Source organism: Nonlabens sp., assembly GCF_018401815.1.
Classification (GTDB): domain Bacteria; phylum Bacteroidota; class Bacteroidia; order Flavobacteriales; family Flavobacteriaceae; genus Nonlabens.
In genome coordinates, this window is sequence record NZ_JAGYKG010000003.1 from 370,478 (window position 1) to 383,997 (window position 13,520).

Genomic DNA, 13,520 nt, shown 5'->3' on the forward strand with positions numbered 1-13,520 from the left:
TGATGCCGATATCTAAAGAAACCTCAGCTTATACGATACTTTGTTTTCTATTAGTGCTAAAAAACGGTACTTGTAGACCTTTTATTTTTCAGGAAATTCAAACAATAAATACGTATTCTTTTAGGATGGCTTATTTTTGGTAAAGATATGGACAAAGAAAAGATACTACAGCGTTGTAATGCTATAAGTCGCAATACGCTAATGGAAACCCTAAATATTGATTTTGTAGACGTAGGAGATGATTTTCTAACTGCTCGAATGCCGGTTACTTCAAAAGTGCATCAACCAGATGGCGTGCTGCACGGAGGTGCTAGTGTAGCGTTAGCAGAGTCGGTTGGAAGTGCTGCAAGTTATTTGTTCTTAGATACTGATCATTTTACCGTTCGCGGTCTAGAGATTAGTGCCAACCACACCCGGTCTAAAAAGGATGGCCACGTATTTGCGACAGCTCGTTTCTTGCACAAAGGCAGAACAACTCAGCTTTGGGAAATCAGAATTACAGATGAAGAAGACAAGCTTATTTCTATCTGTAAATTGACGACTATAGCTTTGAGAAAATAACAGAATTTTTAACCTTTATTTCTTTACCGCTTGCGCGAAAATTTATTCCCATACCTGGCTGATTTACTGGAAAAACAACTGCCATTCTTATTACTAAGAACTGCCAACACCCATCGCGTGCGAGTTGTTTCACAACGCGATCAAAAGTGGTATACTACAGCACCTGACAATATGACTTATGCTGTTTTTTCTGAATTCCAAAAATCTGAAAATCAGGTGTTTATTATCGCTGAAGATGATCAATACTTTACTATAAATAATAATCAATCGCCAGCAGTTCAAGAAATCAATAGGCTCGATTTAATGGAAGAAGTGGAGCAACATCGGTACGTAAAACTGGTTGAAAAAGCAGTAACGATGTTGAAAGATACGCCTTTGAAAAAGGTGGTACTTTCGCGTAAGCAACGCTTTTTAAAAAAAGCTTCCGATTTAAAAATTCTTTCGAATTTATTAAATCAGTATATGGAAGCTAATTGTTATTTTTTTTACCACCCTCAAGTGGGAAAATGGATGGGCGCTACACCAGAAGTATTGCTAAGCGTAAAAGACGGGAAACTACAAACGATGTCACTAGCAGGAACAGCCATATATAAAGAAAATCACCTGCATCATTGGGGTAAAAAAGAACTACAAGAACAAGAATTGGTCACAGACTTTATTATTGATCACCTCCATAAAAAGGGTGCGAAAGACATTCGTAAATCAGAAGTAACCACGGTTCAAGCAGGTAACCTGATACATTTACGTACTGATATTAGCGCCTCTGTTTCTGCAGAAGATTCCAGTAATTTTATAGATGCTTTACACCCAACTCCTGCAGTGTGTGGGATGCCTAGAAATCAAGCATTGAAGTTTATTCTGCAGCATGAAAACTACGAGCGTTCTTTCTATACTGGATATTTAGGTATTGTGGATGAATGCACAGCAAATTATTTTGTGAATTTAAGATGCATGCAACTCTATGACCAAGAGGTCGACCTTTATGTAGGAGGCGGGGTTACTGCTTCAAGTAATCCACAAGCAGAATACGAGGAGACCGTGAATAAATTACTTACAATGAAAAAAGTATTATAAATTACTTATAAGACACTTCTAAAAGCAGTGCGCAATAATGTGGTCTTAAATCCTGCTCCTTGGCGCTGCTCCTTAGGATGATCACTCCATGATTTAAAATAACAAGAACCTTTTCTTATACCAAGCATAATAAATAAAGCAGATTGATACAATCCTACAAACGAATAAAAGATTAGGTATTTTAATAGAATCATAGTTGGAACTGTTTTTATGGAAATTTAAATATCGTCTAAATATTTCAAATAAACTAGTTTGATTTTTAAAAAAATCTTCGATTGAATTTATACAAAGTAAAACAACACAGATTAACTGTATTGTTAGAAAGTCCAGTAGATGGTTACCCCTCCCGCTTTGTTTTCTGCAGTATTCCGTTCTTTAAGCGATACCTTTAGGATCGTAAATTTTAACGATTAGAAATTATAGTTGTTATCTATTGTTACACGGGAGGTTTTTGTCATTTTTATTTAATTATTAAGGAGTGAATCCAGCCAATAAAATGATTTTTTAACTTCCAAGTGTCCAACCCTTAATTTGTAAAGCTTGATAATAAAGTGGTCTATAAGACTTATTTGGTAGCGTGATGTTGCGTTTTGGATCAATACATTAGCAAATTACAATAAGCACAAGGCGCCTTACATTTTTACCAAAATCATTCAGGTCTAGAGTCTTGAATAACATGCGGGTATCTTATTCATGAAGTATCGTAAGAAGCTGTTAAGGAAGTTGGTTACACCGTTTTTCGCAACTACCTTTGTAGCTTATGTATCCAGAAATTTTACATGCTCAACAAGTCATCCTTTTATTTCAAGAAAGAGGTATTAGGAATATTGTTATTTCGCCAGGTTCTAGAAACGCTCCATTAACTATAGGCTTTTCAGAAAACGATTTTTTTAATTGTTATAGCATTGTTGATGAGCGTTGTGCAGCCCATGTAGCTCTAGGGATGGCCCAGCAATTGCAAAAGCCAGTAGCCGTACTTTGTACTAGTGGTAGTGCTTTATTGAACTATTACCCGGCAATTGCTGAGGCTTATTATTCAGAAATCCCACTTATAGTACTCAGTGCAGACCGACCACTACACAAAATAGATATAGGTGATGGACAGACCATTAGACAACAACATGTATATGCCAACCATATCTTATACGATACGCAGCTAGAGATGATCACCTCGTTACAGGACAAAGAAGGAATTGCAACTAATGAGCGATGGATTAATAAAGCAATTAATACTGCTATCTCAAAATATGGCCCGGTCCATATCAATATACCTTTTGAAGAGCCCCTATACAGCAGGGTGAAAACCCCTTCCCTCCAGGTCAAGGTAATCAACCTGTTAAAGGACGAATCCACCGCTATTCCAGATCGCTTTACTGCCCAATGGAAAACAGCCAAAAAGAAACTCGTGATACTAGCAACGCTAAATCCGCCAGTATTGAATAAGGAAGATTTAGATATATTAACTAGTGACCCTAGTGTTCTTGTAATGAGCGAGGTGAGCAGCAATGTGGTACATGAAAAAGTGATTTGGAGTATAGATACCTTAATCGCTCCAATAGAGAGGGAAGAAGACCAGATTCAAGACCTTCAACCAGATCTTGTGATCACCATAGGTGGGATGATTGTGTCTAAAAAGATCAAACAATTCTTAAGACGTTTTGAGACTAAAGCACATTATCATGTAGGAAAACGCCGTGCGTATGACACCTTTTTTAAACTAGCAGGTCATATCCAAGTAAAACCACAAAAATGGGTGCGTCATTTGCCTGAAGTTGATATGAAAAGTACGTATCAAAAAAGATGGATGCAGCATTTTCATGGGTGTTTAGTCAAGAGAGCAGATTATTTTGCGCAAATGCCTTGGTCTGATTTTAAGGTATTTGAATTGATATTTTCAAGGTTACCAGACGCTATTGTCTTGCAGTTAGGGAATAGCAGCACGATCAGGTATGCGCAACTCTTCCAGATGAATGCTACGCATACCGTTTTTTCTAATCGAGGTACTAGTGGTATCGATGGAAGTACCAGCACAGCCATAGGAGCAGCGATGGCCATTGATCAACCCGTAGTTTTAATTACAGGGGATCTTAGTTTTTTCTACGATTCCAATGCTTTATGGAATAACTACATACCCAAAAACTTTAAGATAATTCTCATCAACAATTCAGGTGGTGGGATTTTTAGAATTTTGCCTGGCCATAAAGACACTAAGGTGTTTGATACTTATTTTGAGACGAAGCACCAGCTTACTGCTCAACACCTCTGTAGGATGCATGGTGTAAACTATAAAAGCATTAGTAAGCAGAACGCTTTCGCGAAAGCATGTAAAAAGCTGTTCTCTAGTAATGATCAACCACAATTATTAGAAATATTTACGCCTCGACAAATCAATGATGCTGTTCTACTAGATTACTTTAAAGTGCTTAAATAAAAGCTTTTTTAACTTTCAAAGCAATACAACTTAAAAATTTAAGGAAGGGCATCCAGCTAACGTTCCCTGGGAATTTCCCATGTGGTAGCTACCAAGAAAAGTTTGGTATACCTATACTAAAGAATCGCTGTAAAAAGTGGCTCAATAATAAAGTCGGTACACCTATCATAAAAATATGCAGAAAGAAAATGTTACGTCCAAAGAGAAGCGACGTAATCTTTATTGTAAAAATTCAACGAAGTTATAAATGCTCGTCGGATTCACAGAACAAATTATTTTTTTACAGCCTTGACTTCCTCTTCGGTAACCATCGCGCCAGTATTCCACTTTTGAATGGTGTAATTCATTACATCGGCTACTTCTTGATCACTTAAACCTAAGGGTAACATGACATTATTGTAACTCATACCATTAACTAGAATTTCACCTTTTAACCCATATTTAACCGCATGAATACTCTCTTTACGTTTGTTGACTAGCCAGTCGGAAGGATGAAGTGGTGGGAAAGCTCCTGGAACCCCTTTGCCATTGGGTAGGTGACAAGTTACACAAAGCTCGCCGTAGATCTCCTTGCCACGAGATACACTTTGCTCTAATGGTGTTTTTTGTACCGCATTTGCAGCATAGGTTCCTGTATCTTCCTTCTTTTTAGTACCGCCACAACTGCTAAAAAAAAATGCAGCGGCTAGTATGAATAGGTATTTCATAATTTCTTTGATGTGGCTTAAAAATACAAACCAATCGGTAAAGTATCCTTGTAATTGAATAAAATTTGATGTTATTATAAGTTTTTTATTCCGATAAGATTTCATCAAAAGTAGGCCGAATGATTTAGGTATCTTTCAAATTCAAATCCAATTAGAAAGCTCAGCATTTATAGCTAGGAGAAACTTTTCGATATTTTATAGGTACATCATAGCAAGGCGGAATGAATTCCGCCTCTGGGAATCTGTTTTGTCGTCTTAGGGCATTCTTTTTATTTAGCGGAATGAATTCCGCCCCTGGGAATCTATTTTGTCGCCTTAGGGCATTCTTTTTATTTAGCGGAATGAATTCCGCCTCTGGGAATCTATTTTGTCGCCTTAGGGCGTTCTTTTATTTAAAGGCGGAATGAATTCCGCCCCTGGGAATCTATTTTGTCGCCTTAGGGCGTTTTTTTTATTTAGCGGACTGAAGTCCGCCCCTGGGAATCTATTTTGTCGCCTTAGGGCGTTCTTTTATTTAAAGGCGGAATGAATTCCGCCCCTGGGAATATATTTTGTCGCCTTAGGGCGTTTTTTTTATTTAGCGGACTGAAGTCCGCTTTTTCAGTTCAAAAAATTTATTTTCCACATTCCACATTCCACATTCCACATTCCACATTCCACATTCCACATTCCACATTCCACATTCCACATTCCACATTCCACATTCCACATTCCACATTCCACATTCCACATTCCACATTCCACATTCCACATTCCACATTCCACATTCCACATTCCACATTCCACATTCCACCTTCCACATTCCACCTTCCACATTCCACATTCCACATTCCACATTCCACATTCCACATTCCACCTTCCACATTCCACATTCCACATTCCACATTCCACCTTCCACCTTCCATAAACGCAACAACTACCGATCTATTCTAAAAATCCCTTTGCCTTCCACAGCAATATAAATCAAGCCGTCAGGTCCTATTTTCACGTTACGCAATCGGCCCAAACCGTCGACTAGTTTTTCTCTTTTAATAACCCCTTGATCCATCACATAGAGCATTTCTAGGTATTGGAACTTTAAGGAGCCTACTAAATAGTTGCCATTCCAGTCTCCGTAAGCAGCATTATCAAGAATAGCAAAACCACTTGGCGCTATACTCGGCACCCAATAATAGAAAGGTTGTTCCATTCCTACTTTGGAAGTACTTTCTGCAAACTCACCGCCTCCATAATTCTCACCGTAACTGATGACTGGCCATCCGTAGTTGCGTCCAGGTTTTATAAAGTTAATTTCGTCACCACCTTGAGGGCCGTGTTCATGAGCGATGATTTCACCAGTCTTTGGGTGAACCGTCATCCCCTGCGGATTCCTGTTTCCATAAGTGAAAGCAGCGGTTTTAGCTTCAGGAACATCTACAAAAGGATTATCTGTTGGAATACGTCCATCGTCATGTATCCTATAGATTTTACCACCATCTCGCTTCAAATCTTGTGGGTTGATATCTCGTTCTCCGCGTTCACCAATAGAAAAATAGAGGTATCCTTCAGAGTCCCATGCAAATCGACTGCCAAAATGTTGCCCTTTTTTTGTATTGGGAGTTGCTTTGTAGAGTACTTTAAAATCGATCAACTCATCGTGTTTTAAAAGGGCTCTTGCAATTGCGGTATTTCCACCCGAACCTTCACCTTCCATGCTGGCATAAGAAATATAGAGGTGGTTGTTTTCTATAAAATGCGGATGTATTGTGACATCGAGTAAGCCACCTTGACCTCGTAAATACACTTCGGGCACTCCGGATATTTCATGTGATTTCTTCCCGTCAAAACGGTACAATTTCCCTTCCTTTTCGGTATAGATCAAATCGCCATTAGGCAACCAAGTCATGCCCCATGGATTAGTAAGGTCCTTTACAATTGGGGTTAAGGTATAGTCTTTTTGATCTTCTATAAGAGGAATGTTTTGTACAGAAGGAACTTGTTGATCACTTTTAAAGTTTGCAGAAGGAGCATCCTCTAATCCCTGATTAACCGCCAGATCTTCTGTAGAATTGGAGCTATTCTTACAACTGGCACACAGCATAATGAATAGTAATAGTGGAGGAAATCGTTTCATGATCTGTTATTTCATTTAAAAGTAAATATTTGACAGTCACAAAACAATAATAACATAATAAATCCCTTAGCGTTCACTAAGGGATTTATCTGTTTTTGATGCTGATTCAATTAACGTGTCTTTGGAATGGAGTAGGATAGAAGGCTAATTCAACTAGCTACTTGTTTGAAAAAACGCGAGTGCTCTTAGCATAAAAAGAATGTTCTAGTGGCTTCCATGTCTTCATTGAAAGGAAGGTTCTCATCTGTAGAACGATTTCTAGAAAGCATTGGAAAATCAGAGTTCAGGTCTAAAATCTTTATGGATGTTTTCATGATTTAAATTTTTGGAATAAATAATTAATTTATTTGTAACGACGTCTGGAGTTCCAGATATCTGAAAAAGTAATGGCGTTACTAGTTCTGTTGCTGGTTTCTTGATTTCCGTTTAAAAATCCTATTGAAGTTTTCATTGTGTTTTATTTTGAGATGACAATTTAAAGACCATTATTCTCTTGAATTGTTACAGCCCACCCCGTAAATAGTTCTATCGAATTTACTCCAAAGAATCATTTCAATGATATGGTCTTAAGGGTGCTAAATATCAAATACAGGGGAGTTTTTTGAGGTATTTTTTAAGTCGGCCACACATGATGTAACGATTATTCTTGTAGGTTTCGCCTGATTAGAAGTGCAGTTGCACCAGGTTAGCTGTACTTAGAAAAAGCTGACAAAAGCGATTTGAAAAGAACCTGTAGGTTGTTAAAAAAGAGGAAAGATCAAAAAGATTGTCGCGTTTGTACGATCACTTATGTTCCTATTTCTTCCCATAATTTTTCAGATGTAAGCCTGTACGTACCAATAAAATCCCAAGAACACTCCTCTGGAGATATAACAGATAGGAAAGGAAGTGCATCTTTAGTTCCTTGGTATAAATGATAGGTTGCACCAACGATAGGTTCAAAAGAGAATTTTGCTCCATATACAAGCTGGTTATCCTCGTATTTTTTAAGCATCGCGTCGTATTGCGCTTTAAGTTGGTCAAATTGGGATTTGATCTCGTGATTGACCTTATTGATATTGGTCTGTTTCCATGAGGTGATATCTGGAGTAGTGATTTTAGGAGCCGATACCCCACTAGAGTAGGGAAGAAGTGCGGCATTATAGGTGCCTGTTTCTTCGTCATAAACTACGTAATCTGGCTTTTTCTTTTGACTCATGAAGCAAAGTTACAACTTGATATCTTTTCTTGTAGAAGATTAACATGATTTTCTTAAACAAAAGAGAACAGGAGAACAATCTGGTTCGATTGGAATCATTTTTCAGTTCTAAAAATCACGAATTAGATGTCAACGTTATGGTAACCAATGCTATACCTAAAATATTCAATACCTATATAACTATTTCAAAAACAGGAACACTAATTTTGAGTTGATGTGATCTCGCTTTCGCGAAAGCTTAACAAATACCATCTTATTACCACTAATTTACGATAACAAATCCAATCAATTATATAGACTTTGAGCCTCAAGTAGTACATAAAAGTTTCTAGAAAAGGAATAAGTATAAAGCTACTAAGGTGGATACGGAACGCGTGAGTGAATGGGTGCGCAAAAACAACAACTCAAAAATCATCAACGTAGAAACAGTTCCTATTCTAGTTTTTAAAGATAACAAGAAAGAACACCATGCCAAATGATTGAACATGCAACGCGGTTATGTTTCTATGATTCCAGTGGCGAGAGTGTGGTATGAATAGGATAGATCTTATATTTGTCACAAAACTGATCTTATGTCCATACCTTGGAAAACTGCCATAGAATTTGAAGATATCACCTATAAAAAATGTAATGGTATCGCCCGTATCGCATTCAACAGGCCTGAGGTGCGCAATGCCTTTAGGCCTAAAACAGTCAGCGAACTCATCAAAGCATTTTATGACGCACAAGAAGATCTTTCTATAGGGGTAGTCGTACTGACCGGTGAAGGGCCTTCAAAGAAAGATGGAGGCTGGGCTTTTTGTAGCGGAGGAGATCAAAATGCTCGTGGTCACGATGGTTATAAAGACGCTTCTGGAACTGGACGCCTTAATATTCTTGAAGTACAACGCATGATACGCTTTATGCCTAAAGTGGTTATTTGTGCCGTGCCAGGTTGGGCAGTAGGTGGAGGGCACAGTTTACATGTGGTTTGTGATATGACTATAGCGAGCAAAGAACATGGTGTATTTAAACAAACAGATACCGATGTAGCCAGTGTAGATGCTGGTTATGGAAGTGCTTATCTCGCAAAAATGGTAGGTCAGAAAAAGGCACGAGAGATTTTCTTTTTAGGTCGTACTTATTCTGCTCAAGAAGCTATGGAAATGGGAATGGTGAATGCGGTTGTACCTCATGATGAACTGGATCAAACCGCATACGATTGGGGGCAAGAAATCCTTAAGAAATCTCCTATAGCTATAAAAATGGCAAAATTTGCATTAAACGCGACTGATGACGGAATGGTAGGTCAACAGGTATTTGCTGGAGAAATGACTCGATTGATCTACATGACCGACGAGGCAAAAGAAGGAAGAGCAGCCTTTTTAGAAAAGCGACCACCTAATTGGGGGAGTGATCGGTATATCCCTTAATTTTTAGTCTCAGTCTTTAGTTGGCAGTAGGCAGGTTGATTTGTGAGCAAGCTTACAATTTAGAATAAGCAGTATTTTATAATTTCAACTTTGGAAATTAATTTCGGCACTTGATGCGGATACCATGGTAGTTGCTATGAGTTACTAGGCGTGTTTTTCTATTTGGAGAAATTTCGGGGGGATAAGTGGCTTGCGATGCTTTAGTTATTTTAAATCTGGTGCTTTACCGGTCAAAATAACACAGTGTCATACGATCTCGCTTTAGCGAAAGCCTTATGCACATTCCTCTACATCACGACACTACTTTTTACCACCTCTTCCACATAGAGTTGTAAATGTTTAGGCAGCATATTGTCTTTGGGCAAGACCGCGAGATATCGGTCTTGATTGGAGTCGAAAATCTGTTTTAATAAAGGCTGAGGATGGCCTAACTGCAGGCAAATATCTTTTACTAAATCTATGTGATGTATCAGGTCATTACTGCCTAGATGAAAAACACCACGTCTTCTTCTATTGATAATATAATGCAGTTGTTGTACTAATTTGTTAATGTGAGTAGCATTGATTACCACATTGGGAAAAACATCTATTGCCTTATTTAAGTTAAGAAGCGCTTTTATTTCATGAACGCGGGGAGATCCTGCTCCATAAATCATAGGAATACGGCAAATCACATATTTAGCACTAGGTTTGCGCAGTAATTCATTTTCAATTTTAATTTTAAACCTTCCATAACTACTTTCAGATAGTGTTTTGTCGTATTCGTAACTAGGGTAATTGGTGAACCGATCAAAGACATTTGCACTGGATAGAAAGATAAGCTTGCAGTCATTCTTTTCTATATATTTTGCAAGTTCAAAATGTAAACGCACCAGACTGGTCACATTTCCTCTTAAGGCAGTTACTATAAACTTAGGCTTGAGGTTATTTAAAAGTATATCGAGAGGTTCAAGATCGTAATCAAACTGATGGAAATGTTTATTTTTTTCAAAACGAGCATGATCTGTTTTAAAAGTAGCATGCACATCAAAGAATGGTGCTAGTTCTTTATAAAGGGCATTACCTATAAAACCGCTACCTCCTAAAATTAAAATTCTATTCAAAAATGAATCTGTTTACTTTTTATAAAAAGGTAATGTTACCACAGTTGCAGGAACTAATTTTTTTCTAATTTGAATGTAAATGTTACTTCCTGGAGTTGCTGCAACCGCAGGCACATATCCCATTCCGATTCCTACTCCCAAAGAAGGAGACATCGTTCCACTAGTAACTATACCTATATCTTTATTGCTGCTGTCTTTTATTTCGTAACCACCGCGAGGTATCGCGCGGTCATTCATTTCAAAGGCAACTAGCTTGCGATCAACGCCATTTTCTTTATGATTTTGTAGCTGCTCATAATTAACAAATGGCTTGGTGAATTTAGTTACCCAACCCAGTCCTGCTTCAAAGGGAGAAGTGGTTTCATCAATGTCATTCCCGTAAAGGCAGTACCCCATTTCTAGCCGTAAGGTATCTCTAGCGGCAAGTCCAGCAGGTTTTATTCCAAAACTAGCTCCTGCTTCAAATACTTTTTTCCAGATGTGTTCAGCCTCACTATTTTTACAGTAGATTTCAAAACCGCCAGATCCAGTATAACCAGTGGCACTAATGATAACATGATCGATACCGGCAAAATCTGCCACCTCAAAATGATAGAATTTTATAGCACTTAAATCTACAGATGTTAAAGATTGCATCGCTTCCACCGCTTTAGGGCCTTGAATGGCAAGTAGGGAGTAATCATCAGACAGGTTTTTTATATCGGCATTCATGGTGTTATGCTTAGAAATATGAGCCCAGTCTTTATCAATATTAGAAGCGTTGACCACCAGAAGATACTCGTCTTCTTTTATTTTATAAACCAGCATATCATCTACTATACCCCCAGTTTCGTTAGGTAAGTACGCATATTGAGCTCCTCCTACAGTGAGTTTTGAAGCATCGTTGGAAGAAACTCTTTGAACCAACTCTAAAGAATTAGGACCACTGATCAAAAATTCTCCCATATGAGAAACATCAAAAACACCTACATGTTCTCTGACGTTTTGGTGTTCTATATTCACCCCATCGTATTGAACAGGCATGTTAAAGCCGGCAAAGGGTACCATTTTTGCTCCTAATGATTCATGAATAGAGGTAAGTGCAGTATTTTTCATGTATTAATTTTATAAAGTCAAATGTAAAGTTTTCCTATTAAAACTACCTAGTTTTTAGGTACTGCAAATTGCCAACTAATTCACAAATCTGATAAAGAGGTATTGCTGAGATTTAATTAAATTGCTTATCTAAAAGAGACCTATTGAAGATTTTAAGCGCAGAACAACTGGCAGAGGCTGATCAGTCTACGATTAGCAAACAGCACCTAACTAGTGTTGATTTGATGGAACGAGCTGGAACACTTGTTTTTGAAAGAATTCATCAGCGATTAAAAGCTGATGCAGTACTGGTGAAACTATTTTGTGGTAGTGGCAATAATGGGGGTGATGGTCTCGTGATCGCCAGACACCTTATAAATCACGGCTATCAAGTAATTGTTTATATTACCAATTGCAGTACAAAAAGGTCGCCTAATTTTCTTATCAATTACAACCGGATTAAAGAGGTGGCCAAGGATTGGCCCATTTTATTGAGTTGTAAAGAGGATTTTCCAGAAATAACAGCTCAAGACATTGTTATAGACGCCATCTTTGGAACTGGACTCAACCGGGTCCTGGAGGGTTGGGTGGCCGATTTGGTTCACTATTTAAATGACTCAAATGCTTTAAAAGTCGCAATAGATATGCCTAGTGGGTTATACGCAAATAAAGCTCATGATCCAGGCGATGCTATTCTAAAAGCAGATCACACCTTTACGTTTCAAACACCTAAACTATCTTTTTTTCTTCCAGAAACAGGAAGCTATGTAGGTAGTTTTGAGGTTGTTAATATAGGCTTAGACCCAGCATACCTGATGGGAGTTGCTCCTCTAGCAGAATTAATAGACCGAGAAGCAGCTCAAAATAGGTACAAGACTCGAGAGAAATTTACTTATAAAGGCGATTATGGTCACGTACTTACTTTTGCTGGCAGTAAAGGTAAAATGGGCGCAGCGGTTCTTTGCGCTGGTGCTGCTATTAACTCTGGAGCAGGAAAGGTAACTGCATATATTCCAGAAGAAGGGAATTATATGTTGCAGACTTCCTTACCAGAAGTGATGACTTTGCAGAGCAAAGGAGATGAATTTATTACAGATTTTAATCACGATTTGAAGGATTATGTTTTGTGTATAGGTCCAGGAATAGGGACAGAGAAAGATACGGTTTCCGCTTTCGCGAAAGCGATACAAGAGCAAACCACCCCGATAATAATAGATGCAGACGGTATAGTGATCCTATCCCAACACCCTGAACTAGTAACATCACTTCCCAAAGATTCTATTCTAACTCCTCATGATGGTGAGTTACAACAGCTTATTGGACCATGGAATCACAGTTATGAACGGATAAGGAACGCTCAAGAATTTTCTAAGAAGCATGGTGTCATCCTTGTCCTGAAAGGTGCACACTCGATGATTATCTCACCATCCGGTAGTTACATTAATGATACGGGAAATCCTGGTATGGCTACCGCGGGTAGTGGAGATGTGTTAAGTGGTATCCTTGCTTCTTTTCTAGCCCAAGGATATGATCCAATTTCAGCAGCTATTTTCTCTGTTTATATTCATGGAGCTAGTGGTGATCTCGCTGCTCAAACATACGCTTATGAAGGGTTAAAAGCCTCTGTAATTTCCAATTATATAGGCCCCAGCATCCTTGACCTTTTAAAAAATCCAATAGATCAGCAGCAATAACCATACTTATTATATAGAGTTTCTTCTATTTAAATGTGATACAGGATGTGATTAGTTGAAGTGTTAAAACAAAATTTAGGCGTATCAATAATTAAGATCAATAAGCTTTATTTGTGGGTGGTACTTTTGAAATGGATCTTTTACTCTTGTAAC

At 38.1% G+C, this 13,520-nt stretch carries 13 protein-coding genes; 6 read left to right on the top strand and 7 right to left on the bottom strand.

Annotated elements, in window-relative coordinates; all coding sequences use genetic code 11:
- Positions 1-147 precede the first annotated feature (147 nt).
- The 3 genes from KG732_RS08320 to menD all read left to right on the top strand — a co-directional run bounded on the left by KG732_RS08320 (position 148) and on the right by menD (position 4,066).
- On the top strand, positions 148-561 hold the full coding sequence (locus KG732_RS08320) for a PaaI family thioesterase (RefSeq protein ID WP_213522393.1): 414 nt from the start codon (positions 148-150) through the stop codon (positions 559-561).
- Between the two features lie 30 nt (positions 562-591).
- Positions 592-1,635 carry an isochorismate synthase gene (locus KG732_RS08325; RefSeq protein WP_213522395.1) on the top strand — a complete coding sequence of 348 codons (1,044 nt, stop codon included), beginning with the start codon at positions 592-594 and terminating at the stop codon, positions 1,633-1,635.
- Positions 1,636-2,395: 760 nt separating this feature from the next.
- Positions 2,396-4,066 (top strand): 2-succinyl-5-enolpyruvyl-6-hydroxy-3-cyclohexene-1-carboxylic-acid synthase, encoded by a 1,671-nt coding sequence (gene menD, locus KG732_RS08330; RefSeq protein WP_213522397.1) that lies wholly within the window; start codon positions 2,396-2,398, stop codon positions 4,064-4,066.
- A 272-nt stretch (positions 4,067-4,338) separates the two neighbouring features.
- Here menD and KG732_RS08335 read toward each other — a convergent pair whose 3' ends face one another.
- From KG732_RS08335 to KG732_RS08350, 5 genes are all read right to left on the bottom strand, one after another.
- Positions 4,339-4,773 carry a c-type cytochrome gene (locus tag KG732_RS08335; RefSeq protein WP_213522399.1) on the bottom strand — a complete coding sequence of 145 codons (435 nt, stop codon included), beginning with the start codon at positions 4,771-4,773 and terminating at the stop codon, positions 4,339-4,341.
- Positions 4,774-5,387: 614 nt separating this feature from the next.
- Positions 5,388-5,678 carry a hypothetical protein gene (locus KG732_RS08340; RefSeq protein ID WP_213522401.1) on the bottom strand — a complete coding sequence of 97 codons (291 nt, stop codon included), beginning with the start codon at positions 5,676-5,678 and terminating at the stop codon, positions 5,388-5,390.
- An 11-nt stretch (positions 5,679-5,689) separates the two neighbouring features.
- Entirely contained in the window at positions 5,690-6,886 is a 1,197-nt protein-coding gene (locus KG732_RS08345) for a PQQ-dependent sugar dehydrogenase (RefSeq protein WP_213522403.1), read from the bottom strand.
- A 185-nt stretch (positions 6,887-7,071) separates the two neighbouring features.
- Positions 7,072-7,200 carry a hypothetical protein gene (locus tag KG732_RS13090; RefSeq protein ID WP_292891693.1) on the bottom strand — a complete coding sequence of 43 codons (129 nt, stop codon included), beginning with the start codon at positions 7,198-7,200 and terminating at the stop codon, positions 7,072-7,074.
- 473 nt (positions 7,201-7,673) lie between these two features.
- Positions 7,674-8,084 (bottom strand): DUF2452 domain-containing protein, encoded by a 411-nt coding sequence (locus KG732_RS08350; protein ID WP_213522405.1) that lies wholly within the window; start codon positions 8,082-8,084, stop codon positions 7,674-7,676.
- A 44-nt stretch (positions 8,085-8,128) separates the two neighbouring features.
- Between KG732_RS08350 and KG732_RS08355 the strand changes: the two genes are divergently transcribed.
- Both KG732_RS08355 and KG732_RS08360 read left to right on the top strand, forming a co-directional pair.
- Entirely contained in the window at positions 8,129-8,299 is a 171-nt protein-coding gene (locus tag KG732_RS08355; protein WP_213522407.1) for a hypothetical protein, read from the top strand.
- A gap of 357 nt (positions 8,300-8,656) precedes the next feature.
- The gene (locus tag KG732_RS08360; RefSeq protein WP_213522409.1) at positions 8,657-9,496 is read left to right on the top strand and encodes a 1,4-dihydroxy-2-naphthoyl-CoA synthase; all 840 of its coding nucleotides are present in this window, start codon (positions 8,657-8,659) and stop codon (positions 9,494-9,496) included.
- 287 nt (positions 9,497-9,783) lie between these two features.
- Here KG732_RS08360 and KG732_RS08365 read toward each other — a convergent pair whose 3' ends face one another.
- Both KG732_RS08365 and gcvT read right to left on the bottom strand, forming a co-directional pair.
- Entirely contained in the window at positions 9,784-10,599 is an 816-nt protein-coding gene (locus tag KG732_RS08365) for an NAD(P)-dependent oxidoreductase (protein WP_213522411.1), read from the bottom strand.
- A 12-nt stretch (positions 10,600-10,611) separates the two neighbouring features.
- Positions 10,612-11,694, bottom strand: a complete 1,083-nt coding sequence (gcvT, locus tag KG732_RS08370; RefSeq protein ID WP_213522413.1) for a glycine cleavage system aminomethyltransferase GcvT — start codon at positions 11,692-11,694, stop codon at positions 10,612-10,614.
- 143 nt (positions 11,695-11,837) lie between these two features.
- Between gcvT and KG732_RS08375 the strand changes: the two genes are divergently transcribed.
- The gene (locus tag KG732_RS08375; protein WP_213522415.1) at positions 11,838-13,367 is read left to right on the top strand and encodes an NAD(P)H-hydrate dehydratase; all 1,530 of its coding nucleotides are present in this window, start codon (positions 11,838-11,840) and stop codon (positions 13,365-13,367) included.
- The last annotated feature ends 153 nt before the right edge of the window (positions 13,368-13,520 follow it).

Coding starts and splice junctions, on each gene's coding strand:
- KG732_RS08320 (WP_213522393.1), top strand. CDS start 148: ATGGACAAAGAAAAGATACTACAGCGTTGTAATGCTATAAGTCGCAAT.
- menD (WP_213522397.1), top strand. CDS start 2,396: ATGTATCCAGAAATTTTACATGCTCAACAAGTCATCCTTTTATTTCAA.
- KG732_RS08335 (WP_213522399.1), bottom strand. CDS start 4,773: ATGAAATACCTATTCATACTAGCCGCTGCATTTTTTTTTAGCAGTTGT.
- KG732_RS08340 (WP_213522401.1), bottom strand. CDS start 5,678: ATGGAAGGTGGAAGGTGGAATGTGGAATGTGGAATGTGGAATGTGGAA.
- KG732_RS08345 (WP_213522403.1), bottom strand. CDS start 6,886: ATGAAACGATTTCCTCCACTATTACTATTCATTATGCTGTGTGCCAGT.
- KG732_RS13090 (WP_292891693.1), bottom strand. CDS start 7,200: ATGAAAACATCCATAAAGATTTTAGACCTGAACTCTGATTTTCCAATG.
- KG732_RS08350 (WP_213522405.1), bottom strand. CDS start 8,084: ATGAGTCAAAAGAAAAAGCCAGATTACGTAGTTTATGACGAAGAAACA.
- KG732_RS08355 (WP_213522407.1), top strand. CDS start 8,129: ATGATTTTCTTAAACAAAAGAGAACAGGAGAACAATCTGGTTCGATTG.
- KG732_RS08360 (WP_213522409.1), top strand. CDS start 8,657: ATGTCCATACCTTGGAAAACTGCCATAGAATTTGAAGATATCACCTAT.
- gcvT (WP_213522413.1), bottom strand. CDS start 11,694: ATGAAAAATACTGCACTTACCTCTATTCATGAATCATTAGGAGCAAAA.